The organism is Advenella sp. S44 (assembly GCF_002810445.1).
Classification (GTDB): Bacteria; Pseudomonadota; Gammaproteobacteria; order Burkholderiales; family Burkholderiaceae_B; genus Advenella.
The window spans coordinates 793117-819151 of record NZ_NEXS01000003.1 but is presented as its reverse complement, the minus strand read 5'-3'; the positions used below and the strand labels follow the sequence as shown (position 1 = coordinate 819151).

The 26035-nt window shown below is 53.8% G+C and carries 21 protein-coding genes and 1 pseudogene; 3 read left to right on the top strand and 19 right to left on the bottom strand.

Annotated elements, in window-relative coordinates; genetic code table 11:
* Positions 1-121: 121 nt before the first annotated feature.
* The 6 genes from CAP48_RS07820 to CAP48_RS07795 form a co-directional block, all read right to left on the bottom strand.
* A complete protein-coding gene (locus CAP48_RS07820) occupies positions 122-1063 on the bottom strand; it encodes a glyoxylate/hydroxypyruvate reductase A (protein ID WP_100695423.1) in 942 nt (313 codons plus the stop codon).
* A gap of 49 nt (positions 1064-1112) precedes the next feature.
* Positions 1113-2405: an FAD-binding oxidoreductase gene (locus CAP48_RS07815; RefSeq protein WP_100695422.1), complete on the bottom strand. Its 1293-nt coding sequence runs from the start codon at positions 2403-2405 to the stop codon at positions 1113-1115.
* A 31-nt stretch (positions 2406-2436) separates the two neighbouring features.
* Positions 2437-3168, bottom strand: a complete 732-nt coding sequence (locus tag CAP48_RS07810) for an amino acid ABC transporter ATP-binding protein (RefSeq protein ID WP_100695421.1) — start codon at positions 3166-3168, stop codon at positions 2437-2439.
* Positions 3165-3818, bottom strand: coding sequence for an amino acid ABC transporter permease (locus tag CAP48_RS07805; RefSeq protein ID WP_100695420.1), 654 nt, complete (start codon positions 3816-3818; stop codon positions 3165-3167). Before CAP48_RS07805 ends, CAP48_RS07810 begins: the two co-directional genes overlap by 4 nt.
* Positions 3819-3885: 67 nt before the next feature.
* The gene (locus CAP48_RS07800; RefSeq protein ID WP_100696709.1) at positions 3886-4632 is read right to left on the bottom strand and encodes an ABC transporter substrate-binding protein; all 747 of its coding nucleotides are present in this window, start codon (positions 4630-4632) and stop codon (positions 3886-3888) included.
* Between the two features lie 15 nt (positions 4633-4647).
* Positions 4648-5280, bottom strand: a complete 633-nt coding sequence (locus tag CAP48_RS07795; RefSeq protein ID WP_100695419.1) for a helix-turn-helix domain-containing protein — start codon at positions 5278-5280, stop codon at positions 4648-4650.
* 1118 nt (positions 5281-6398) lie between these two features.
* Between CAP48_RS07795 and CAP48_RS07785 the strand changes: the two genes are divergently transcribed.
* Entirely contained in the window at positions 6399-7628 is a 1230-nt protein-coding gene (locus CAP48_RS07785) for a P1 family peptidase (protein WP_100695417.1), read from the top strand.
* 146 nt (positions 7629-7774) lie between these two features.
* Here CAP48_RS07785 and CAP48_RS07780 read toward each other — a convergent pair whose 3' ends face one another.
* The 9 genes from CAP48_RS07780 to CAP48_RS07740 form a co-directional block, all read right to left on the bottom strand.
* Positions 7775-8758, bottom strand: coding sequence for a spore coat U domain-containing protein (locus tag CAP48_RS07780; protein ID WP_100695416.1), 984 nt, complete (start codon positions 8756-8758; stop codon positions 7775-7777).
* Between the two features lie 5 nt (positions 8759-8763).
* A complete protein-coding gene (locus tag CAP48_RS07775) occupies positions 8764-11064 on the bottom strand; it encodes a fimbria/pilus outer membrane usher protein (protein ID WP_161495220.1) in 2301 nt (766 codons plus the stop codon).
* A 102-nt stretch (positions 11065-11166) separates the two neighbouring features.
* The gene (locus tag CAP48_RS07770) at positions 11167-11694 is read right to left on the bottom strand and encodes a spore coat U domain-containing protein (RefSeq protein WP_100695414.1); all 528 of its coding nucleotides are present in this window, start codon (positions 11692-11694) and stop codon (positions 11167-11169) included.
* A 203-nt stretch (positions 11695-11897) separates the two neighbouring features.
* Positions 11898-12617 carry a molecular chaperone gene (locus tag CAP48_RS07765; protein WP_161495219.1) on the bottom strand — a complete coding sequence of 240 codons (720 nt, stop codon included), beginning with the start codon at positions 12615-12617 and terminating at the stop codon, positions 11898-11900.
* Positions 12618-12856: 239 nt separating this feature from the next.
* Positions 12857-14050: a M20 aminoacylase family protein gene (locus CAP48_RS07760; protein WP_100696707.1), complete on the bottom strand. Its 1194-nt coding sequence runs from the start codon at positions 14048-14050 to the stop codon at positions 12857-12859.
* 150 nt (positions 14051-14200) lie between these two features.
* The gene (locus CAP48_RS07755) at positions 14201-15217 is read right to left on the bottom strand and encodes an L-threonylcarbamoyladenylate synthase (RefSeq protein WP_100695412.1); all 1017 of its coding nucleotides are present in this window, start codon (positions 15215-15217) and stop codon (positions 14201-14203) included.
* 76 nt (positions 15218-15293) lie between these two features.
* A complete protein-coding gene (locus CAP48_RS07750; RefSeq protein ID WP_100695411.1) occupies positions 15294-16481 on the bottom strand; it encodes a 5-(carboxyamino)imidazole ribonucleotide synthase in 1188 nt (395 codons plus the stop codon).
* A gap of 13 nt (positions 16482-16494) precedes the next feature.
* Positions 16495-16968, bottom strand: coding sequence for a 5-(carboxyamino)imidazole ribonucleotide mutase (purE, locus tag CAP48_RS07745; protein ID WP_242444451.1), 474 nt, complete (start codon positions 16966-16968; stop codon positions 16495-16497).
* An 85-nt stretch (positions 16969-17053) separates the two neighbouring features.
* Entirely contained in the window at positions 17054-17935 is an 882-nt protein-coding gene (locus CAP48_RS07740) for a phosphoribosylaminoimidazolesuccinocarboxamide synthase (RefSeq protein ID WP_100695409.1), read from the bottom strand.
* Between the two features lie 412 nt (positions 17936-18347).
* Between CAP48_RS07740 and CAP48_RS07735 the strand changes: the two genes are divergently transcribed.
* Positions 18348-22082, top strand: a complete 3735-nt coding sequence (locus CAP48_RS07735) for an autotransporter domain-containing protein (protein ID WP_100695408.1) — start codon at positions 18348-18350, stop codon at positions 22080-22082.
* 108 nt (positions 22083-22190) lie between these two features.
* Here the strand turns inward: CAP48_RS07735 and CAP48_RS07730 are convergent.
* The 4 genes and pseudogenes from CAP48_RS07730 to CAP48_RS07715 form a co-directional block, all read right to left on the bottom strand.
* A pseudogene (locus tag CAP48_RS07730) lies at positions 22191-22271 on the bottom strand (transcriptional regulator); the annotation flags it as partial.
* 176 nt (positions 22272-22447) lie between these two features.
* Positions 22448-23512: a class II fructose-bisphosphate aldolase gene (gene fba, locus CAP48_RS07725; protein WP_100695407.1), complete on the bottom strand. Its 1065-nt coding sequence runs from the start codon at positions 23510-23512 to the stop codon at positions 22448-22450.
* Between the two features lie 118 nt (positions 23513-23630).
* Complete coding sequence (gene mog / locus CAP48_RS07720; RefSeq protein WP_100695406.1) at positions 23631-24260, bottom strand: molybdopterin adenylyltransferase; 630 nt, start codon at positions 24258-24260, stop codon at positions 23631-23633.
* Entirely contained in the window at positions 24257-25099 is an 843-nt protein-coding gene (locus tag CAP48_RS07715; protein ID WP_100695405.1) for a carbon-nitrogen hydrolase family protein, read from the bottom strand. Before CAP48_RS07715 ends, mog begins: the two co-directional genes overlap by 4 nt.
* Before the next feature lie 162 nt (positions 25100-25261).
* Here CAP48_RS07715 and CAP48_RS07710 point away from each other — a divergent pair, with 162 nt between their 5' ends.
* Positions 25262-25924 carry an AAA family ATPase gene (locus tag CAP48_RS07710; RefSeq protein WP_369806330.1) on the top strand — a complete coding sequence of 221 codons (663 nt, stop codon included), beginning with the start codon at positions 25262-25264 and terminating at the stop codon, positions 25922-25924.
* The last annotated feature ends 111 nt before the right edge of the window (positions 25925-26035 follow it).

Here is a 26035-nt window from a genome sequence, read left to right as displayed (position 1 = left end):
CGCTGCTCAGACCGGGACTGTCTCTGGACAACGAAACCGAAATCTTCAGCGCCACCAAAGAACAGCACAACCGGGTGTCAAGAAGCCATGAGACCGATGACCGGATCGGGATCCGGATGCCTCAGTATCCAGAATCCGGCGTGACTTCACCGCTGACTGGTTTGCCCTGCAAGGCATCATGCAGTTTGTCACGAATCTGTTTGATGGCAAGATAATGATTGGTAGGCCCCGAGATGTGCGGGGTCAGGGTAATGGCCGGATGCGTCCAGAAAGGATGATCAGCCGGCAAAGGCTCCTGCCGCGCGACATCAAGTATGGCTTGTGACAGATGCCCCTTGTCCAGCATCGATATCAGATCGGATTCCACCAGATGTTCGCCGCGACCGATGTTCATCAGGACCGCGCCTTCAGGCAACTGTCCCAGACTATCACGATTAAGAATGTCCCGCGTTTGGTCTGTCAGCGGCAGGACGTTAATCAGAAACTGGCTTGAGGCCAAAAAGGAGGCAAACTGCGCTTGCCCATGGAAGCTTTTGATACCCGGCAGCGCTTTGGGACTGCGCGACCAGCCCTGCACCGGATAATCCAGTGCGCTTAACGCCTGCGCGATACGCGCCCCGATCACGCCCAGCCCCATGACGCCAACCGTACAGTTCTGCACGGGTGTCTGCTCGGCGCCCTGCCACAGCCGGTTTTTCTTGTGCTGTTCATAGACCCCGAAGTTTCTCGTAATGCGCGACAGATAATGGACGACGTATTCGGTCATGGGGTTAGCCAGCCCGGCATCTTCCAGGCGGATAATACGAGCGGTTTGAGGAATGTCTGGCTGACGCAAAATGGCGTCTACGCCCGCGCCCATATTGAATACCAGATCCAGCGCGCGATAGCGTGAAAACAGCGCAGCCGGCGGTTTCCAGACGATCGCGGCGCGCACCTCGGCATGTGCATTGGGCGCTTGCGGATCGAAAACATGCGCGTCCAGATCGGGGAAATGCTGACGAATCACATTGAGCCACTTCTGTGTAGCGGCACTGTTTTCCGATGCGAGTACAACGGGTATCATATATTGTCCTGCTTTATGTCAAATTCGATAATAAATTGTCGCGATCTGGCTAGGTACGACTGTCCAGATAACGGTACCAGGAAATCAGGGCGCCCACATAAAGTTTGCGCAGACCGTAAAACGGCAACCGTTGCACGGGGGTAAATGGTACAGGAAGCGCAGCTTCGTTGCCAGTTTGCAGATACGACGCAATGGCTTTGCCCATTGCTGTCTGCAATCCGATGCCGCGCCCCTGGCAACCGATATTGAGAATCAGGCCCGGTTCAGGCTGATGAAGGTGCGGCATATAGTCCTGTGTTACCGACACGCGCCCACACCAGTAGTATTCAAATGCAATATCCTTCAATTGCGGGTACAACAGCGTGATCGCTTTCTTCAGATGATCCCAGTCCTGTTTTCCTCTCGGTTCACGAAAGGGGCCCCGGCCTCCCATCATGAATCGCCCCGTATGGTCCTTGCGAAAGTAAAGCAGCAGATTGCGCGTGTCCGAAACCGGCTGCCCATGCGGCAGAACGGTTTTGGCAATATCATCAGGCAGCGGCGCCGTGGCAACCTGGTACGTATTGGGATCCACAACGGACTCTTTCAGGTTTTTCCAAATACCATCGCTATAAGCGTTGGCACAAACGACCACCCGGCGAGCCTGGACCACGTATCCGCTGCTGGTCGTGACGTGCCAGCCGCTGCCCTTTTTCTCGATAAACTGCACGGCAGTATCGGTATGCACCAACGCTCCCGCCTGCAACGCAGCGCGCGCCAGTTCACGAACGTAGCTAAGCGGCTGCAATGAGCCGCCGCGCTCATCAAACCAGCCCCCGTAATATTGATCGGTGCCAAGCAAATCGGCCAGTTCGCTGCGCGAGAGGCCTCGCACGGGCGCGCCCTGCTTCTGCCAGTCGGCAAGCCGCTTCTGTACGAGCGAGAGCGCCGTTTGCGAGTGCGCCGGTTGTATCCAACCATTGCGCGTATGCGGCACATTCAATTTGTGGCGATCAATCACTGAAAAAACCGTACTGACCGTGGCCTGGGCAAACTCAATCATCTGGCCCCCGCGCTCGGCGCCGTATGCGGCGATCAGTTCAGATGGATCCTTCTTCAGACCTGGCACCAGTTGACCGCCGTTACGGCCGGAGCCGCCGAAACCAATTTCTTTGGCTTCAAGCACCATGCACTGCGCGCCTGACTCTGCCAGATGCAAAGCCGTACTCAGGCCGGCATATCCACCGCCGATTATCAGCGTATCTGTTTCGGCTCTGCCACCCAATGGTGTGGTCGCCGCAGGCTCGACTGCGGTATCGTGCCACAACGCGGGCGCCAGCGGGAACCGGTTATCTGGAAACATGAAAATTCCTTAAGTACAGATGCAATAGAATTCAGAACGGGTGCAACACGCGCCGAAGAAAATCCTGGGTCCGGGGATGCTGCGGCGTATTCAGAATATCTGTCGCCTTGCCTTCTTCGACAATCACCCCCTGGTCAAAGAACAACACACGATCGGCCACTTCTTTGGCAAAAGCCATTTCATGAGTCACCACAATCATTGTCATGCCGGCGCGAGCCATATCGGCCATCACAGTAAGTACTTCGCCAACCAGTTCCGGGTCCAGCGCCGAGGTAGGCTCGTCAAACAAGATAGCTTTCGGCTCCATGGCCAGTGCTCGTGCAATCGCGACTCGTTGTTGCTGTCCACCGGACAATTGCTGCGGATAGGACGACAGTTTATCTGCCAGTCCGACCTTCTCCAGATACTGCGTAGCAGCCTGGCGCGCCTGGTTCCGGTCGATTCCCTTGACATAGACCGGCCCTTCCATGACGTTTTCAAGCGCAGTACGGTGGGGAAACAGATTGAAGCGCTGAAACACCATTGCCACTTCCTGGCGAATCTGCCTCAGGTGATTGCTTTGCCGGTCGACAATCTTCTCTTCGATGTGAATGGCCCCTTCCTCATAAGTCTCCAGTCCATTGATACAGCGCAAAATTGTGGACTTGCCCGATCCTGACGGGCCCACAATGCAGACGACTTCACCATCTTTCACGGTGGCATTGACGCCTCGCAGAACATGATTCTGACCGAAACGCTTGTGAACATTTTCAAGTGTGATCATGCTCGCTTTGTCCTTTTTTCCAGATATTTGACAAGGAAAATAAGTGGCATGCACATGACAAGATACATGACCGCGACCATAGTGAACACGGTGACGTTATCAAAATTCGATGTGGCCAGCAGTTTGCCCTGCATTGCCAGTTCCGCCACGGTAATCGTAGAAGCCTGAGAAGAGTCTTTGAGCATCATGATCATGGTATTGCCGTACGGGGGTAACGTGATGCGTACCGCTTGCGGCAGGATCACCCGACGCATCATGGTGGCCCAGGTCATGCCCATGGACTGCGACGCTTCCACCTGTCCGTGATCGATTGCCTCGATCCCGGCCCGGAAATTTTCCGACTGATACGCTGAATAGGCGACGCCCAGACCCAGAATGGAAGCCTGGATTGCGTTAACATCAATACCGATATCCGGAAAGACGAAATAGACGTAGAACAGAATGACAATAATGGGGATGCCACGAATAATATTGACTGCGCTCTCGCTGAGCCAGGCCAGCCAGCGGATGCCGGAACTGCGCATCAGCGCCCAGATCAGACCGAGCACGCTTGAGAGCAGCAACGAGCCACCCGTGACGATGAGTGTCGCCTTCACACCTTGCAACAGCACCGGGAAATACTCGGCGATTCTTACCGATAATTCATCCATATGAAGCCATCATTCCTGTTAGCACACCATTGCGGGCCGGGCAATTGCCAGGCCCGCCGGTCGCAGATTACTGTTCAAGCTTCCATTTTTTCAGAATGGATGCAACCGTTCCGTCAGCCTTGAGTGCGTCAATGGCAGCATTGAGTTTTTGCTGCAGTTCTGTATCACCCTTGCGTGTAATCAACCCAAGGCCACGCACAACAACCGGCTTATAGCTTTCCACCAGATGCACGTTCTTAAACATATTGTTGCTCAGATACGCAGCGGCAATCGGCTGGTCAACCAGCACGGCCTGAACGCGCCCCTGCACCAGATCACGCATCATGTCAGTAGAAGCTTCGTATAGCTTGATGTCTGTAAGCCCGGCCTTTTGTGCCGGCGCAATATAGGAAGTACCGATCTGGATGCCGACGGTTTTTCCTTTCAACTGCTCAAGCTCGGTGTACTGCGTCTTGTCGCTATCGGGCACCACAAGGCCTTCACCATAACTGAAGATAGTATTGGTAAAGTCGATAACCCTGGCGCGTTCGTCCGTCTTGAGCATGGCCGCCGAGATGATGTCGATCCGTTTCGATTGTAGCGATCCGATCAGGGCTGAAAATACCATGGGACTGATCTCATATGTAAAGTCGGCCTTCTTGGATACGGCATCGATCACATCAACCATCACACCTGCAATTTTTCCTGATTTAGCATCCAGATAGGTAAAGGGCATGCCGGTTGGCGTGGAGCCGACTTTATAACTCTCTGCGGCCAGCGCGACAGACCCGTTCAGGCAAGCGGCCAGCATACAAACAGATATCAGTTTTTTCATTCCCATGAAGTTCTCCTAGTCCCTTTCGGGTTTGGTAATAACCCACAGCACACATGTGTCCTGATCGGTTGGATTGTTCCACTTGCGTGGCATTTCGCTCGTATAGCAAAACGTATCATTCTGCTCAAGCCTCACATAACGCTTGTCAAACCACAACTGCAATTGCCCGTAGATCACCAGCCCGCTGATCTCGCCGCTACGCGTCGTAATCCATTCATCACCCGAGCTGCCGCCGGGCTGGATAATGGCCTGGTACAAATCCACTGAACGGCAGCGCGACGGCGTGATGATTTTTTTTATGATCTTCTTGTCTTTCATTACCACCTGCTTGTGCGAGGTGGCCCGGGCTATCCAGCCATCGGTCTGTTCATCAGAATATTCAGAATTACTCAGCAAATCGCCCAGCGAAATATTCAACGCGCCCGAGATGCGGTTCAGCATATTGACCGTTGGCGAAGTCATGCCGCGTTCGATCTGGCTGAGCGAACCAATTGATATATCTGCCCGGCGTGCGACCTGTTCCAGGGAAAGATTTTGTTCACGCCTGATTTCCCGCAATTGCTGTCCTAGCCAGAAATCGACGAATGACACGATTTTTCCTGTGAAACGGGCACCAGGCGGCGGCGTTGCACTTTCTATGGTCTTCATCCGCAGTGTCCATTTATATTGAAAATGAAATTTTCATTTTCATGAATAATATACTTATTTGAAATTTTCAACGACGGGGTATACCCCAATTTTTCCGTAAGACTGAATGAAAAACAATTAAATGTGTTGAGTTGCAAACGCTTATCGAACCTGAAAACCCGCTCGCAAAAAAACCGAAAGTTCTTTCCAATAACGTTCGTGATGTGCGAGCCTCCTGCGAGCATGACGGGCCACCACTCTTTCTATTGTTCTTGCTCCGGCTTTGCTCTGGCATTGCACACGCTCTGTTTTTGCTCTACTCCTGGTCTTGCTGTTGCTCTTCCGGTCAGTCTCGCCATTGGCGTTACTTTCAAGATTTTGTCCCTAGTCCGGGTGGCTTGCGTTTGACTCGTTTGTCGTTGCGCTATCCTCACTTTTGAAGCCTGCTTGAACTATGCGCTGAGCGGACACACCAGCCCACTCATGCTTTTATTCATTTGCTCTGCGCATCAAACTCATAACCCGGGGCCCGGCTTGTCAGCTATCGCAAAAGCAAAGAATAAGTGACTGAAGAAATTTATTTCAATTGCAATAGGATCACGTATAATCTTTTCAGCAAGGCCGCGCCTTTTAGATCTTTATGAGGCTTCTAAATGATGGGGGTCAACGTCAGTTTAGCGCCACATCAAACTGTCGGCTCACCGTTATATCAGATCGCAAAGGAAGCGTATTGTCATCGCAGGCGCGAACTCGCACTGGCCCCCATCCCGTTATTTGCGACTGCAAGAAAACCCAACTCACCCTCACCTGTCGCGGGAGACTTTCAATGCGGCTCGGCCAGTATTGCAAGACTGTGTTGCAGGGGGTCATGAAGTCGGTGTTTTCATGGCGGCCGGGAAAGGTGCAACAAAAGTGCGTATCGAAAGCGCATATCAGAGCCGACAACGATCGGCAATGGTGAACCAAGGCCGACATCGGTCCGTTCACATACCTACAGGTCTGTCGCGAGCATGACGCGTAAGAACGCGCACACACTCCGCGTTTTGGCCCTGTAGGTTTGACTTCAATTTAAATCAATAATTTTTCAGGAGATTGCCGTGCGATGTGCAGCACCAAAGTTACTTTCAGCGATGTTAGCCATGACGTTTTTGTGTGTCCAGGGACCGGCTGTTGCCGCCGACGTGGCGCAGGCTGACCAGGACCATGCGCAGGACAACAATGCCCGCCCCAGAGCACGAGATATCGGCTTGGTCAGCGGTGTCCTGTCACCGGGAGAACTGAATGCCATTACCGATGTCAAAGGCGTTCAAGTGGGGCAGACTACGCTCAATAAAGGCGACAATATACGCACCGGCGTCACGGCGATATTGCCTCACGCTGGCAACCTCTTCAAGGAAAAAGTCGCTGCGGCTGTGCACATTGGAAACGGTTTTGGCAAACTGATGGGCTCTACCCAAATAAAAGAGCTTGGTGAGATTGAAACCCCCATTCTATTGACGGGCACTCTCAACGTACCCCGGGTGGCTGACGCCTTGCTGGACTGGATGCTAGCGCTGCCAGGAAACGAGGACGTACGATCGATCAATGCGGTGGTCGGTGAAACCAATGATGGCCAGCTTAATGATCTTCGCGGCCGCCACGTCGGCCAGGATGAAGTATTCGCAGCATTGAAGTCAGCCAGTACCGGTCCCGTCGAGGAAGGCGCCGTGGGCGCAGGCACCGGCACAGAAGCATTCGGATTCAAGGGCGGTATCGGAACATCGTCTCGTGTTGTGCCTGAAAGCGCCGGAGGTTATACCGTCGGCGTGCTGGTACAAACTAATTTCGGAGGCGTGCTTACCATGAATGGTGCGCCGGTAGGAAAAGAATTGGGGCGATACTATTTGAAAGAAGCCATCGAAGGCAAAGAGGTTAGCGCAAATGCCGGCAAAGACGCGCTGAAGCTATCGGCAAACGATCCGATCCAGCTCGATCACGTCAGCGATCGTGCTGATGGATCCATCATGATGATTGTTGCCACCGACGCGCCGCTCGGTAGCAGAAACCTGGAACGACTGGCTAACAGAGCCATGCTGGGCCTGGCACGCACTGGATCGCCAGCGACCAATGGCAGTGGTGATTACGTCATTGCGTTTAGCACCGCACCTGAAAGCCGGATCAACTCGTCCGATGCAGTACGGGAAACGAAAGTGCTGGGTAATAATGCCATGTCGCCGCTCTTTCTCGCTACAGTAGAAGCGACCGAGGAAGCCATTTACAATTCACTGCTCAAGGCAACAACGATCACGGGAAGAGACGGCCGCACCGTTGAAGCCCTGCCAATCGACAAGACAGTTGAAATCCTGAAAAAATACGGCGCTATTAAATAGCAGCGTTGGACCACAAAAGCGAATGCGATCGATCTATTCATCGACGCATTCGCGTTCCGTCGTGCCACGGCGATCCAACTTCGCCGTATCAGCCGGTGCCATTCCGCCCCTTCTGTGAGGCCGCGGCGCTTGCAACCTTTCTGCCTTTAATACGTAATGGTGACTGTGATCGTGTCTTTATAATCTGCCGCCTTTAATCCGGCCTGGGGCACTACGGCGCCATAGACCGAGGCGTTCTGCGCTACGCCAGTAGCTACGCCCGCAAGCGTTTCCGCTGTATTGAGCGCCGAGCCCCAGCGCTGCGAATGGCTGGCATCCTTGTACAACTCGTAATTAATAAACGCGCCATCGCCAGCTTTCATTCGTCGCTGATTACCAATCGCATGCAAACCGTTATTCAGTCCGATTTGATAGGGTGTTCCTTTGGTGCACGAAGACGTAATCGTTGAGGTCGATGTAATGTTCCTCGTAAAGTTACTCGGATGAATTCCAAAGTTCAATGGCTGGGCGCTGATCCTGCAGGCGCTGATCAAAGTAGCAGAAACCGGCAATGAAATATTTGCAGGAGACAGATCCAGACATGGACTCAGGCCCGCGGCAGAGACCAGCGCCATCTTCACGGTAATGGGCAGCGTGGCACTGTACTGTCCGACGCTACGCTGCATGAACGGATTGGCCGCTGAAATACGGCCATAAACGGTTTGCGTGTCGCGTGCGGTTGCAAGAAGTCCAAGTGTGTATGGTCCATAAGTTTTCGTCACCGCTGCAGGGCTACCCCCTGTATAGGTATTTCCAAACACGATTGTCCGAGCCGGGTCTGAATAGACGTTATAGGACAACTTTTCGGTTTCAATGGAACTATGCGTCAACACACGATTGCCCGGATCTGTGTTTGGGGCCCCCGGGGCAATTTCGATACAGACTTTTATGTAGCTCAACAGGGAAATTAGCGAGGAACAGGAATAACTGACTGTCGCGCTCACGTCTATCGCACCCGAAGACACGGGATTTATCATGCCGAAATTGACCGCCGTGACATTGGCTGTACAGGCAGCATGCGCCCTTTCGGAGGCAAACATTGAAGCCGCGATAAAGAAAAATGATAAGAAGATCAATTTGAGCGGACGCATCAGTTTTACTCCTCACATACCAAAGGCCCGAGGCGCGGTATTGTCTCTTCGGCATCGGTGTAATCAAACCGGACCTGGCATTGTCCGGATGCGGGCGTTGCGGTAGCCATGTTTTGGGACTGCAACTGTTCCAGATAGACGATGCCATCGTAGCCCACGACAGCGTCCGCACTGTCGTTAAGTCGCACCGGGGTTCCCAGCGGCAGCGGCTGACCCTCACGATCGTGCAGTATCACGGTAGCAGCGCGGGCCGGCGCAATTTTGAAAAGCACGCGAGTGCCTGATCCTCTTTCTGGCGCAACCGTCGTATCAACTTTGTCAATCATCATATTGGCCGGCAGCGCGGCAGGATCAATCGAGATTCGATTCTTCTGATACGCGTTCAAGGGAGTCACGATCAGCAAACCGCTGTTATTGGTTGTACCATAATTGCGATTTTCCAGTTGCACCGGCACATCCCTGACTCCATTGGTCGATACGACAGCGAAACCGTCCTGGATCTGGCGGCTGGCAAATACGCCGCCTGACATCAGGACCAGCGAACCGGTGGTGTTGGCGTAGGCCGCGCTATTGCCCCGGTCACTCTGCACACCTGCTGAGTACTCGCCATAGCGACCTCGATAATTTGCACTGGCATAGAGTCCCGCAGCATGCCTTTCGTATTGCGACTGAATCATCCAGGACAACCCTTCATCGTCTTCAGAACGCCGGAACAGACTGGCCGAATAGCGATTTGTATCGTTCAGCGCCGTTGCCGATACGTAGGCCGAGTAGCGCCGGTCAAAATTGAAGGAGACGCCCAGAAATAATGTCTGGCGACCCGAGCTCGACAAATCCTTGTTGTAATTGAGGGCGATATTGACGGTGTCATTCAGCTGCTTGCTCCAGTACATATTCAGATATTTATCTGCTGGTTGCCCGTAGTACTTGAGGTTAATGTAACTGACGCCCAATTGCCCCCATGTATCCATGTTGATTCCGGTCGACAAAATACGGTTGCGCTCGGGCACTTCCGAACCGTACAAGGAGGCGACATCACGATAGGTTTTTTGGGCTTTCTTCAGATCTGCGCTTATATGAAAGCGACTTCCCTGCCATTGGTACGCCCATCCATACATATTGCCTTTGACATTATCGTGCGTGCTGCTGGCGTAGGAACCGGACATCACGCCGAATCGGCCGAGTCTCGCGTTAAAGCCTGCGCCGTAGTTGATCAGTTTTTTCGTGCTTTCTGCATGCGCTTCAGCGGTAATCGCATTGGTCATCCCATAGCGAATTGAACCGGAATACATCGGATCATGACCGTAATCGAAGGATTTAATGCCGTACGCCTGGCGTACATAACCAGCCTCGACGGACCAGTCTGCCAGCCCTTTTTTCAGTAAGGACGTGCTATTGTAAAAGGGCAGTTCTACGGCCCGCTGCTTGCCCATTGCGTCTGTCAACACTAGCGTCGCGTTGCCTGCGCCACTGATATATGGCATGGTCTGGATATTAAATGGCCCAGCAGGCACCTGTTCTTCAAATTGCTTGATGCCATTGACATACAGTTCGGCGTTTGACGGAATATCGGCCGATCCAAGGAATGATGGCAAGGGCGCTGTCGAGAAATAAGGCTTGAGCGCAAAATTGCGGCTCACTTGAATACCGCCAATACGGGTTGCACGAGACCACGGCAGCGTCGCAGTATGCGTATCGCCCAGACGCAAGCTAATCGCGCTGGCCGGCCAGGACGTTTCCCACTGCGTGTCCAGGCGCACCGCCTCGCTCTGCCAACGGCCTTGTACAAAGCCGGTTTCCCTTTTAAATAGCGCCGTGCTGCTCACGACACCAAGTGGACTGAAGAATCGTAATTCGGAAAAAGCGCTGACCGACTTATATCGACTGCTTGAATACCATGCGTAGATATCATAATTGAACAGTAGTCCAGTGCCCGAGGAAACATCGATATCAGCAGAGGTTTCATTGGTCAGTTGCGTCGCCTCCCAATCGAGCTCGTCCAGTGGAACGGTCATCGAAATTTGCTGTACCTGCTGATTGTAACGATAGACAAGCGATTCCATTTCATCGAGCGCAATCGGCGCAGCAGCGGCTTCAGGCACGCGAAAACCCAAGCTGCGCAAGACACTTGGGCTTGCAGACAGCTTGCCGTTTTTTTCAATGAACGGAGTCAGGTTGCCGACTGGATTGCCGTTAAGCGAGACGTCAAGATAAACCGTGTTAAATTGCGCTTCATGGCTCGCCGCGCCGCTGCTGTACCGGTCAGGGGGCGGGATATACTGGGCACCGGCCGAATCGGCCAGCATACAGCATATCGTCGTCAACAACGCAGTTAGCTTTCCCCGTGTTGCCCATTCAATCATTCGCAATCATAGTGGTATTCCTAAGACCTATGATTCAACAAACAATCAGAATGTCACCGTGGCCGTGACCGTATCCTGGTAGTTCCCAACAGTGAAATTGGTGCTTGGAACCTGACCATACACCGTATGGGTATCCTGGGCACCAGTTCCGGTTGCCGCTTTGGTGTCCGTATCCAGCGTATTGCCCCAAACCGTGCCAAAGCTTGAATCCTGATAAAGCTGATACGGCACGTAATCTGTCGTATTATCCGGCGTGGTACTGACGCCGACCATGCGCCGCGTATTCACGTCACCCGCTGCGCCCGCATTGAGTCCTTCATTGAGGCCAAGCTGATAGTCTGCGCCATTGGTACACGTCACAATCAGGTTCGTCGAACCGGTCACATTGGTCTGGAACGAATCGTGCGAACCAAAAGCCAGTGTTGGCGCTCCATTGCCCGAGGTACTGATATTGCAAGACGGAGTGATGGAAATAGTGACATCAAACGTTGTTGAATCTGTTGCCGCCCGGACGTTCATCGAAACCAACCCAGCTGCCACTCCCAAACACACGACCATCATTTTCGCTTTCATTATTATTCCTATTACAGGTAAGTGCTGCGTTCAAGATAAAAGCCCGCTGCTTTCATCGGTAAGCAACAATAACAAATGTAATAATTTCAATCAAGCATTGTAGAAACAATTTGTTTCATAACATTGAAAATATTACAAATTGGCTACTTTTAGCAACAGCATTTCCGCATAACTCGTTGTGTCGGGTGTCCGAGATTGAGGGGTTATCTCGTGCCCGGAACAGAAACTGTCGACGCTTGGCCATTGACTATCCCCTGGAACGTCCCTCCGCCAGAAAAGACACGCGTGCTCTTTGAAATTGTCCACTGCCTGCCGCTATTGGCAAGCGCATAGCCAAACAGGCCTTGATTGATAGAAATAGTTTGGCCTTTGTCGCTTGTGAATGTCAAATCACTGAGTTTTGCACGCGTCGTTCCCGAATTGTGGATGCTCAACAGCACGTCGCCTTGTCGGCCAGATTCCAAATGCCACGTCAGTGCAGGCGGTATGGGTTTGCTGCTGCCCTGTATAAACACCGGGATCGAGTAGCGAAGCGCAAATGTCAGGCCTTTGGCTGCGGCGTTTTCCAATGGCAATTCATCCACAACAATACGATATGAGCGCTCAATGGGGGCTTGGGATTGACCTACCCTCACCAAACGAATAAATTGCTTGTTTCCGCTGGCGATTTTTGTCATCGGAGGACTGGCCACGAATTCCGGTGTTGGCCGAAGTACATCGGTTTTATTATTCTGTTCCCATTCAAATACCCGCACCTGTACATCCATGGCCTCGCTTGAGGTGTTGGTCAGCCACAAGCCATCGGACTTCTGGCCTTGCTTTATATCAAGCACGATGGGAGTCACCTGAAGGCCGGCGGCAAAGGCAACGTGTCCCGCCGCGAAAAAAGCCACAAACAGGATCGAACGTAACAGCAATCGCATGAAACCGGCCCCAAGAATAAATACAAAACAACAGAAAGCCATGTTAACGCTTATTATCCGATCCTGCCAGACCGGCAAAATCATCACGACACTGATTTGTCATCACGCATCGACTTCTGTGAATCGATGACTCTAGCCTCGTTCCGATTTCTCAGGAACGGATCGTGATTGTGGCTACGACTGTGGTTGCGCCCGTTACGGTTATGGCTGCCTTTTCCCGACAATGGATCGCCATGCGTTTATTCGACCTCGGACGCCAGATACATTTCCGTCAGGCGCACCCAGTAGCTGGCGCCGATAGGGATCAGCTTGTCGTTAAAATCGTAGCTGGGATTATGCAGCATGCATGGACCCAGGCCGTGGTCCGGCTCGCGATGATCGCCTTGGCCATTTCCCAGGAACACATAACTGCCAGGCCGTTCACGCAGGAAGAAGGAAAAATCTTCGGATGGCATGACCTGTACATTTTCACGCACCATCTGCGCACTCTTGTCGCCATACAAGGATTCCATAACCTGGCGGCAGAACTCGGTTTCGTCGGGCGTATTGACCAGTGGCGGATACCGGCGATCAAATTGCACGTCGCACGTACAACCAAAACTGCTGGCAATTTGCGTTGCCAGTTCACGCATGCGCTTTTCCATCAAGTCGACAATGTCGTCGGAAAAACAGCGCACGGCACCAGCAAGCCAGCCGCTATCGGGGATCACATTATTGGCAGACCCGGTATGAATTTGCGTGATGGACAGCACTGCCGGGTCGATCGGACGCACCGAACGCGAAACAATAGTTTGCAGCGCGACGGCAATCTGCGCAATCGCCGGCACCGGGTCGGCACAATCGGCGGGCGCAGCGGCGTGACCACCTTTTCCAGAGACCGTGATTTTGAACACATTGCTGGAAGCCATCAATGGACCGCTGCGATAGCCGAAGGCTCCTTCTGGCAACCCGGGCCAATTGTGCATGCCGAAAATCGCTTCGCAGGGAAATCGTTCCAGCAATCCGTCTTCAAGCATGGCCCTGGCACCAGCCGCGCCCTCTTCTGCAGGCTGGAAAATCAAATGGACCGTACCATCGAAATTGCGTGTCTCGTTCAGGTAATGCGCTGCGGTCAGCAGCATGGTGGTATGACCGTCATGACCGCAGCCATGCATTTTGCCGTCATGTCGGGAGCGGTGCGCAAACCGGTTTTCTTCCTGCATGGGTAGCGCGTCCATATCTGCACGCAAGGCGATGGCCTTATCGGCGCTGCCTGCCTGGATGCTTGCCACCACGCCGGTTTTTCCGATGCCCGTCTCATAGGGAATGCCCCATTCCCTGAGCTTGCGACAAATGACCTGTGCGGTCCGGTTTTCTTCATAAGCCAGTTCGGGGTGAGCGTGGATATCCCTGCGCACATCCACCATTTCCTGAAGATTCTTGATTTCTAACATATTGCGTTCCGCGGATTCCAATAGGATCATCATAATCCGGTTTACGCCAACTGGCAAAGCGGCTTTGCATTTTCCGAAATAAACCACAGCCGATGAGCTAACCACTTGGAATATAAAGCATTCCGCGGCGGAGTCTGGCCCAGTGCAGCCTTATTCGAATGCGGCGGCGGCCCGTTGCAGGCGATCGGCGACCGCGTCCCATTGAGCATCGCCCGGCAGGCGCTGGATCAGCAAATGGTCCAAATGCTGCTGATCGGCTTGGCGCAAAAGCGCATAAAGATCATGCGCGTAGCGTACCGGATCCGAGGGCACCCGATGCCATTGCAATTGTGATGACAACGACAAGGGTGCGGCATCAAATGAATAGATGGCCCAGCGCTCATGTCCGGGCCGAGCTGCCAGCAAACATTCCAGCTCTTGAGCGTCAAACAGGCTGAGCCGGGTTTGCGGCGCATAATGCGCCTTAAGGGTCCCGGAAGCCCGAGGGACCCCGGCGTCTGGACGAGCAGGAACATACCCTAGCACCTGGGCCAATTGCGGGGCCGAAATGTGTCCGGGACGCAGCAACACAACCGGCATGCCCTGGTCAATCCGGGAGGCGTCCACAATGGTCGATTCAATCCCAATTTCGGCGTCTCCGCCTTCCAGGACCGGCATGCCGCGGGCGCATTCCTGTGGAAACTCTTGACGCACATGTTCAGCTTTAGTCGGAGAAACGTGGCCGAAACGGTTGGCAGAAGGCGCTGCAATACCAGCCTGCCCTGAGGGCCGCAGACGAGCGAATGCACGAATCAGTTCCATGGCCACTGGATGCGACGGGCATCGCAGCCCGATACTGTCCTGTCCACCCGTGACCGCATCTGTGATGGCCGGATTTTTGGGCAGAATCAGGGTCAATGGACCTGGCCAGAATGCCCGGATCAGTTTTTCTGCTTCGACAGGCACATCCCGGGTCCAGTATGACAGATCAGCTTCGGGCGCAATATGAACAATCAGGGGATGGTTGGCTGGCCGCTGTTTGGCCCTGTAGATTTTCTCTACGGCCTGTGCGCTTTGCGCGTCGGCCGCCAGGCCGTAGACGGTTTCCGTCGGCATCGCCACCAAACCGCCCTCGTGCAGAATGCGCGCGGCATGGTCGATTTCGGTTGTCATATCGATAGTGGGCATGGTTTGCGTGGCGTAATTAGGGAATGCTTGCGATGTATTGCCGGGTTCGCGTCGTTAATGAGTGATTCCGGAATTTTCAGGACAGGACAGTGCGGATTCCCAGTTTGCGAATCACATCCCGGGCCCGCTCCCTGGCCTGATCCAGGCTGGTTCCAACCACATTGATATGTCCGACCTTGCGTCCCGGGCGCGGTTCGTCCTTTCCGTAAAGGTGCAGTGACACGCCAGGGATCTGAAAGATCTCGTGCCACTGCGGTTCACGCGCGCGGTTGGTATTGCCGTTGAACCAACAGTCCCCCAGAATATTGAGCATGACCACAGGCGCGAGCAGATCTGTCGCACCCAGCGGCATGCCTGTCATGACACGGACCTGCTGCTCAAACTGGCTGGTAACGCAGGCATCCATGGTGTAGTGACCACTGTTGTGCGGGCGCGGCGCTATTTCATTTGCAATAAGACTGCCATCGGAAAGAACAAAAAATTCGACACACAGCACGCCCTGATAGTTGAGCCCTTCAGCGATACGCAAGGCCGCAGCCCTGGCCTGGCTGGCCACGTCTTCATTGACCAGGCCCGGCGCGACGACCGTACTGGCAAGAATACCGTCTTCATGCGTATTGACGCCAATCGGAAAGATCGCGGTCTCTCCGCTGATGGCACGCGCCATGACCACTGAAATTTCATAGTCAAGCGGCAGCATGGCTTCGAGCACACAGGGAATCTGTCCAAAGTCACGGAACGCTTCGACGGCCTGCTCGCGGCTGGCAACCCGCTGCTGACCCTTGCCGTCGTAGCCGAGCCGGGCCACTTTCAGGATACCGGGAAAAAGGGCATCTTGCGCCCCGTTCAGATCCTCGATACTGCGAACTTCGCAATAAGGCGCTACCGGAATATCCTGGGCGCTGATAAACGCTTTTTCAGCAATCCGGTCCTGCACCACGGCAACGGCGGCGGCGCCCGGCGTCACGCGACAGGTGGCTGACAGCTGCTTCAGACTGCTGGCCGGGACATTTTCAAATTCGGTGGTCACCGCCGGCGTAATGGCGGCCAGCTCCCTGAGCGCCACGATGTCATCGTAGGCGGCGGCCATATGCCGCTCGGCCACCATGCCCGCAGGGCTGTTGCCGGACGGATCCAGCACAACAACCTTGTATCCGAGCTTTTGCGCTTCATGGCAGAACATGCGACCCAGCTGGCCGCCGCCCAGCATGCCCAGCCATTCGCCGGGGTGGATGCGGTCAGAAAGTGCTATCGGTGTATGCATTGGAGATTCTCTTTCAATTCTGGGTAACTGGCGGCAATGTCATGGCTCTTGCCGCATCGGTCTGGTTTTCGCGGAACGCGCGCAGCTGCTCGCGCAGCGCCGGGTTCGTCATGGCCAGCATGGCAATCACATGCAGCGCTGCGTTGGCCGCGCCGGCTTCGCCGATCGCAAAGGTGGCTACCGGAATCCCCTTGGGCATTTGCACGATGGACAGCAGTGAATCTTCGCCGCGCAGATAGCGCGATGGCACCGGCACGCCAAACACAGGCACTTCTGTGAGCGCCGCCATCATGCCCGGCAAATGTGCAGCACCGCCGGCGCCGGCAATAATGGCCCGCAGGCCGCGCTCGTAGGCACCGGCACCATACTCGGCCATATCTTGCGGCATCCGATGTGCCGAGATGACCTGTGCCTTGAAAGGCACGCCAAACTGGTCGAGCATGGCCGTCGCTTTTTTCATAACGTCCCAGTCGCTGGAAGAGCCCATGATGACACCAACCAGCGGCTGTTCTTCCTGCCCAGAGTCTGTACTGTTGTGGTTTGAATTGAATGTATCGTTCATCACGCCCTGCTCATCCGATCAGGCGGGTAGCCGCCTCGCGATATTTGCCAGCCGTTTTCTGTAATACGTCCTGCGGCAGCCGCGGTGCTGGCGCGGTTTTATCCCACGGCTGGGTTTGGAGCCAGTCACGCACAAATTGCTTGTCAAAGGACGGCGGGCTGATGCCGGTCTGGTACGAATCGGCGGGCCAGAAACGGGACGAGTCGGGCGTGAGCACTTCATCCATCAGATGCAGCACGCCGTTGTCATCCAGGCCAAATTCAAATTTGGTATCAGCAATCAGGATGCCTTTTTCGGCGGCATAATCGGCCGCCTCGGTGTACAGGCGCAGCGTAATATCACGAATCTGTTCGGCAAGCGGCTGCCCGACTTCGCGCACGACATGGTCGAAGTCGACGTTCTCATCGTGAGAACCCATTTCGGCCTTGGCCGCCGGAGTAAAAATAGGCGATGCCAGTTTCTGTGCCTGGATCAGGCCGGCAGGCAGGCTGACGCCGCAGATAGCGCCGGTTTTTTGATAATCGTTCCAGCCGGACCCGATCAAATAGCCACGGGCAACCGCTTCTACCAGAACAGGCTTAAGCCGCTTGACAACCATGGCCCGGCCCCGGACCTGGTCAATTTCCGAGGGCTGCACCACCTCTTCTGGCGCAATGCCGGTCACATGGGTGGGAATAATATGGCCCAATTTCTTGAGCCAGAACTCCGTCAGTTCGGTGAGCACCTGACCCTTGCCCGGAATAGGATCGTCCAGAATCACATCAAACGCAGAAATACGATCAGAAGCAACAATCAACAGTTTGTCGTCGCCCACGGCGTACATATCGCGGACTTTGCCGCGTGCCAGCAGTGGCAGGGACTGAATATCAGATTGAAGAAGCGCAGATGTCACCGGAAATCCTTTGCAAGGGAAAATATCATGCCGTAAGCGACGCGTTAAGTGTTTTCGCGGGCGTACGGTCATGGAACAGAAACGGGAATAATCCGCTATTTTACCGCCATATGCCACGATTGAACGCAAAAAACCCCGCTACAACGCATCGTCGGCGCGCCAATGCCAAAACCGTGTCCATCGTTGGCTGAAGAAAGGCGCTTCCCGCACCAAAATAATGAGCCATGACTGTGTTCTGTTTGACAGTCGCGACTGGCTGATGCGCATCATTTCCTGACATAAGGATTTTCTCAAAAGATTTCGTCTCTATCCGAGTTTACACAAACTAATATTCTGAGTAATTTTGTCAAGCCCCAACCATCGTGCTGTTGGGCGATTCCTCTTAACGCTATTGACAATATTGGGAGACAGAATGCAATTTTTATGTCGATATAAAGCACTTCATATACATACGCTTATCGCCCTTCTATTTGGCAGCTCGGCTTTTTCGCTGGCACACGATGCGATGGCCGATGAACGAACGAGTCGCCCTCTGATCTATACACCCAAAGCGAGCGGCGATCGGGCAAGCTTCAGGACCTCGGAGTTTTATGCAAACTGGGGACTCCATTTACATCGATTCGATGCAGCCTACGCTGCGGGGGCGACGGGTCAGAACGTAAAGGTGGGGCAACTGGATAATCCGCTGTATGTGGAACATCCTGAATTGGCAGGGATCAACTTCAACACCGTTGGCAGTTACCCATTGGCCACCACCCCGGCATTTGATGCGGGCACAGGAAAGCCTGCCTATCACGGGATGCACGTGGCGGGCATCATTGCCGCCAGAAAGGACGGAAAAGGCATGCACGGCGGCGCTTTCGGTGCCACCAATTTTGTGACGGGAAACTTCAGACAAACCTTTCAGGCTCAACAACAGGCTGGAGGAACGCTCTCCAAGCTTGGAAAAACAATCGTCGACGCCGGGGCAGACTTCATCAACCACAGCTATGGATACAATTTCGGTATTTACGCCATTCCGGTGGCACTCCCGGACGGACAATTCGGATCACACGGTCCGGATATTCGTCATATGCAACGGTATCGGGATCGTCAACATATCGAATTGAGTTCTGCCAACGGCGTCGTGAACGTCAGTTCAGCAGGTAATGACCGGTATTATGCAGCATACAATGCAGCATTCAATAAATATGATGCACGACCCAGGTTGTTTCGGGGGATCGGAAATGCATCTGGAATCAACAGTATCCCTTATACGAATCATCGCGAGAAGAATCTGACAGACGCCGACTGGAGCCGCATAGAAAAGGGCATCGTGAGTGCGGTCATCCTGAATGGAACCAAGGATATCAACAGTTATTCAAACATCTGTGGCATCAGTAAATACTGGTGCATCGGCGCTGCAGGCGGCATGTTGGCTGAACCGGATAAAGCATATGCCACAACGTTACCTGCCCTGCCTTACCCTGTCGATTTTTATCATCCCGATGCCAGCGGCCAGAAGTACATTTATGAAAAATTGAATGGCAACATTTCTTCGGACAGATATCGGATCCTGAGCCTGGCCGTGACCAGCTCAGCCCCAGCAGGCTCGCTTGAAGCCGAGGTTATGGATCCGAAAAACCTGCAGCCAATTTACCGTATGGCGATGGGGACGTCCATGGCGGCGCCGACACTGACAGCAGGACTTGCGGTCACAAAGTCCAGGTTTCCCTATCTTCAGAACTGGCAAGTTCGTGACATTGTGCTGAGCACGGCTCAGGATATCGGCGCACCCGGCATTGACCGTGTGTACGGCTGGGGCGCAATGGATCTGGAAGCCGCCATGGGCGGACCTCGTTCGCTGTTTGCGCTGCGCAGGGACTATATTGAAAAGCTTGAGCAGTACGAAATAGAGGCCGCCGACAAATATAACCCGATCGTGGCAAAAGCCGATTACTACGCTACTCAGGCTTATGAACTGAAAATACAAATGCTCGAAAACGCCAAGCGCGCCGCAAACGCGGAAAAAGCAGGTAATCAAAAAGAAGCGGCGCAATTGCTCGCCCTGAACGACCAACTTGCCCCACAAGAGGCGGCGTTTCGCAGGCAGGCATATGAACATGAACTGACACGCATACAGCCGAATAATAAGGCAGACACACCCGAGAATGCCTTTGAATATATCAATTTTGTGGTTAACATCCCAGGCAAAAAATCAGCGGCCTGCGCAGAAGACGCATGCGTCGCGGATGTCTGGACCAACGATATTTCGGGTCCTGGCGGACTGGAGAAAAAAGGCGCCGGCCTGCTGGCGCTTGCGGGCAACAATCGTTATACTGGCGGCACAAAAATTACCGATGGTGTGCTGCAGCTCGGTATTGGTGGCACAAACGGCAGTGTGACCGGCAACATCCTCAATAACAGCTCGCTGGTTTTTGCACGCTCCGATGAATGGGCCTACAAGGATAGCATCACCGGCTCCGGAGACGTGTTGGTATTGGGCGGTGGCACCCTCCGCCTGCAGGGGGACAATACCTACACGGGTTCCACCCACGTCTACGATGGCCGATTTGCCGTCGACGGTTCAACCATCTCGAACACAATTGTTTATGGTGGAGGTACACTCAGCGGCAACGGGCGGGTCGGTGGCATTCATGTCCGTCAGGATGGTATTGTATCGCCGGGCAATTCGATAGGCACACTGACTGTCACGACATCAGGTGCTGCCGGCGCGGGTGCGGGTGCGGGCAACGCCATTTTTGAGCCGGGATCGCGACTGGCAATTGAGATCGATGGCCAGGGTAACCATGACATACTGAAGGTTGAAAACGCAGCCAATATCCATGGTGGTATGCTCGATGTCGGTGTCGCCAACCTGTCCAGGACGCAACTGGCGCAACAGGTCAGACAGAGCATGCAAAACCCGTATGAGATCCTGACCGCCGGTGCAGGTGTATCCGGTGCATTCGATCAGGCACATCTGGATATTGACCTGCCCTTTATTGCCGCCGGCTTGCGCTACTCGCCACAGACTGTGGGCCTGGTCCTGGGTAGAAGTCATCTTGGCTTTGGCGCTGTAGGCCAGACGTACAACCAGAGGCAGATTGGCGACGGCATTGAGTCGCTGTCGCCGGGCCATCCCTTGTATGATGCGTTGCTCACGTCGGCTTCACGTCAGGAAGCAGCCAGCAGTTTACAGCAGTTGTCCAATGTGGATATTCATGCTTCACTCAAACAAACACTGATCGACAACACCCGATTCATGCGGAATGCTGCACTCGGTCGGTCCGGGTTCGCTTCCCTCCCGAATATTGGTACTAGCGCCGACGGCAAACTGCTTGCGCAAACGAGCACGACCGTCTGGGGTAAGGTGCTGGGCTCCTGGCAAAAACACAAAGGGGACGGCAACGCCGCCCGGCTGGATCGTAACATCGGCGGCCTGATATTCGGTGTAGATCATTTAATGAATCGGAACTGGCGTGCCGGGGCGCTGGTGGAGCTGTCCAATAGTTCCCTCAAGAGCGATCGCGCGTCAGCCAAAGTCGACAGTTATCAATTTGGGGCGTATGCCGCCACAGAACGCGAACGTCTCGGACTGCGCGTGGGTGCCTCACTGGCTCATCATGAAATCGCCACTCGACGCGGTGGGTATCCCGATTTGACGTCCATGAACAAGGCCGATTACAGTGCCAACAGTCTGCAAGTCTACGGCGAACTGGGCTACAAATTTACCGCGAAGGCCGTGATGATCGAACCGTTTGTCAACAGCGCATATGTGCATTTGAGGACCAACGCATTCGAGGAAGACGGCGATGCCAGCAAGGTATCGGGCAAACGTCAATCAGCCAATGTTGTATCCAGTATTTTGGGTGCGAGAATATCAAATATCGTTGAAAGTGGCTCTGGCACCGCCTTCAGACTGTCTGGCATGATCGGCTGGAATTATAACGTCGGAGATATTGGCCCCATTTCCTCTGTTAAGTACCCTGGCGGAGACACATTTGACGTCCGAGGAATACCTCTTTCCCGAAACGCTTTCGTGACCGAGGTGGGAATACAGGCAAGTCCTAAAAAGAACTTATCCGCAGGCTTGTATTACGATGGCCGTTTCGGCAAGAAAGTATCGGACCACGCTCTGTCCCTGGGTATCAGCTATGCATTCTAATGGCGGACGTTTGTCAGTTACGTCATTGCTCATGGCGCATGACGAATGCCATTGCATGATTTCCCAAAGGTTGGATCGCATCCAGCCTTTGGGGTTGGTTCTGTCTTCTCACAGAATCGCTTGCAGTCCCTTATTGGCGATCACATTGAGCAATTTCAACGCCGGAGCCGACGGGTGTGTATGACCCTGCGTCTATTTGCCTCCTGCCACAATGCAACTCCTGGCGGACGCCGGTTTGCAGATAGCAGTATGCCCGTTACCGGTATCGTCTTCTATTACGGAAACTCACAAGCAAAACCCCGCCACAACGCAACGTCGTGACGGGGCTTCCCAGACAGGCCGCCCCGGGAGACGGCGCCATTGTCTTATTTTACTTGCTGAGACAACTTGCCGGCAGCATAGGCTGCGGCCATTTCAGACAAGGCAATCGGTTTGATTTTGCTGGCGTTGCCAGCTGTACCGAATTCCTGATAACGCGCCACGCAGATCTTCTTGGCGGCTTCGCGGGCTGGCTTGTTGTATTCGCGCGGGTCGAATTTGCCCGGGTTTTCCGCCAGGAATCGGCGGATGGCGCCTGTCATGGCAAGACGGATATCGGTATCAATATTGACTTTGCGAACGCCAAACTTGATGGCTTCCTGAATTTCTTCGACTGGCACGCCATAGGTTTCTTTCATGTCGCCACCGAATTCACGGATTTCAGCCAGCAGTTCCTGGGGAACACTGGAGCTGCCGTGCATGACCAGGTGCGTATTGGGCAGGCGGGCGTGAATTTCCTTGATGCGACTGATGGACAGGATATCACCTGTCGGCTTGCGGGTGAACTTGTAGGCGCCATGGCTGGTGCCGATGGCGATGGCCAGCGCATCCAGCTGGGTGCGACGAACGAAATCGGCCGCCTGCTCCGGATCGGTCAGCAGCTGTTCCATGGTCATTGTGCCTTCAGCACCGTGGCCGTCTTCCTTGTCGCCTTTCATGGTTTCAAGAGAACCCAGACAGCCCAATTCACCTTCCACCGTTACACCGACCTTGTGTGCCAGGTCGACAACCTGCTTTGTCACGTCGACGTTGTACTCATAATCGGCGATGGTTTTACCGTCGGCCATGAGCGAGCCGTCCATCATGACACTTGAAAAGCCAAGATTGATGGCGCCCTGACAGATTTCAGGCGACTGGCCGTGATCCTGGTGCATAACTACCGGGATTTCCGGATAGCTCTCTACTGCGGCCTGGATCAGGTGTTTGAGAAAACCTTCGCCTGCGTATTTACGCGCACCGGCCGATGCCTGCATGATAACCGGGCTATTGGTCTCCTTGGCCGCTTCCATGATGGCCTGCACCTGCTCCAGATTGTTCACGTTGAAGGCGGGGATACCATAGCCGTTTTCCGCGGCATGATCCAGTAATTGGCGCATAGAAACGAGTGCCATGTAACGATCTCCTGAAATTGAAAAATATCTGAATAACCACTATTTTAAGTGGGAAACAACATATAAGGCGCAGGAACGCTGGTTTTTACCAAATTTACCAATTGTGACACTGCTGCGTTCATGCGACAGGATCGCGCCGGGCCGATTTTGGCCGAAAGGCGTTGACAATATCGGCCCGCGTTTCAATATAAGGACCACCGATCAGGTCGATGCAGTAAGGCACGGCAGCAAAAATACCTGGTACTTTTACCTGACCCTGATCATCTCGCAAGCCTTCCAGGGTTTCCTGAATGGCTTTCGGCTGCCCCGGCAGATTGATAATCAGTGCGGCATGAGCTTCTGCCTCGCGAATCACGGCCACCTGCCGGGACAGAATGGCAGTAGGCACAAAAGCCAGGCTGATCTGGCGCATTTGTTCGCCGAAACCTGGCATCTGCTTGCTGGCCACCGCCAAAGTCGCCTCGGGCGTAACATCACGCCGCGCCGGCCCCGTACCACCGGTGGTTAACACAAGATCGCAACCCTGCTGATCCACCAGTTCGATCAACGTCTCGGAAATGGTTCGCTGTTCATCGGCAATCAGCCGCGCACACGTTTGAAAAGGAGATTGCAGGGCGCGACCCAGCCAGGCCTGGAGCGAAGGAATGCCCTTGTCCTCGTAGGCGCCGGACGTTGCCCTATCCGAGACCGATACCAATCCGACAATGAGTTCGTCCGGATGGGTTCTTTTTATTGCAGTTGTATTCATTTCAATCCTGATACCTGATAACGACGATTTTGCAGGCAAGGCAGCAGTTCGCGCACTTGGGCAATACGTTCTGATGACAAGGTGTAGACTGCCAAACCTGGATCTGCGGTCGCGGTGCCCAGCACCATTCCCAATGGATCCACAATCATGCTCAATCCGCAATTGCGTGGCGCAGTTTGCCCTGATGCCAGCACGTAGCTGGTGTTTTCAATGGCGCGGGCGCGCAGCAGGATTTCCCAGTGGTTTTCCTTGAGGGGACCGGCAAGCCAGGCTGCGCTTACCGACAGAACGTTGGCTCCCTGATCAATCAAGGCCCTTGCCATTTCCGGAAAACGAAGATCATAGCAGTTGATCAGGCCAATCCGAAAGTCCTTGATATCAAACAGGCCCAATTCGGCGTTCTCTTCAGAAAAACTGCCGGGGCGCACTTTATCTGACTCCTTGAACTTGAATGCATCATAAACGTGCATTTTGGTATAGCGAAGCACCTGCTTGCCGGTATTGTCAATCACCAGTAGCTGGTTAGTCACGCGCTCATCACCCGGCTGGTCTGCGAGGCTGAGCACGCCGACCACGATATGCATATCGTGGTCGCGCGCCAGGTCCTGCATGTAGCGGACAAAGGCAGGCGAGTTGTTACCGGCGGTCTCGCGCAATTGCGGTAGCGGCGAGCCGAAAGAACACATGGAAGCTTCGGGCAGGACCAGCAGTTGCACGCCCTGCTCTGCCGCCTGGGTTACCAGGGTATGGATATGTGACTTATTGGGCTCAATCTCATTGACAGCGGCAAACTGGCCGACGCCCACCGTGAGTTTAGAGTGACTTGTATTCGTTTGCATTGCGGCACCACCTGATCGGACTGTTTACTCAATTATGCAACAGATCGCCGGCGCTGTGTTCAGTATTGGCCAGGGACGAAATACCAAGACATTGATTTTGTTTTTTGACCGTCTTTATCGTACTTTTTTACTCGTTCGCTTTGATTGGCTGGCTTGCAGACAATGGCACTGAATAATCAATGTCTTCAACACCTGATTTTTCGCCGGGAAACAGTCGACTCTTATGACGGCTATCCCTATAACCTGGCAGCAGTAAAGGATCTGTATCGTCTGGATTTTCATTCTAAAGTCACCTATTTTATGGGTGAAAATGGATCGGGAAAATCCGCGCTGCTGGAAGCGATCGCCGTTGCTTACGGCGTTAACCCGAATGGAGGAACACGCAATTTCCATACGAGAAAGTCGCACAGCCCGCTGGCAGATCATATCCGCCTGGCAAAAGGCTTAAAGCCCAGGGCCGGTTTTTTCTTGCGTGCAGAAATTTTTTTCAACCTTGCCACGGAAATAGGGCATGTAGACAAGGACGAAGGAGTCCCAAAAAATTATAAATTTTTACGGTGGGTGACGTCATTGCACGAACAATCACACGGTGAGTCGTTCACGACACTATTGACGCATAGATTTGGGGCAAAGGGACTTTATATCCTGGATGAGCCGGAATCAGCGCTTTCTCCACAACGTCAATTGCCTGCGCTCTTTCGTATTCATGATCTGATTAACGAAGGTTCGCAGTTTGTGATCGCCACGCACTCCCCCATTTTATCGGCCTATCCCGATTCAACCATTTATCAATGTTCTGCACACGGTATCGAAACAGTCTCTTAGGAAGACACAGACACTTTTCAAATGATGACAGCGGTCGTCAACAATCCTCAACATGCGCTCAAATTAATGGATTAGAACGGATTCCTATGATGCCGGTTTCGGCCCGGACAG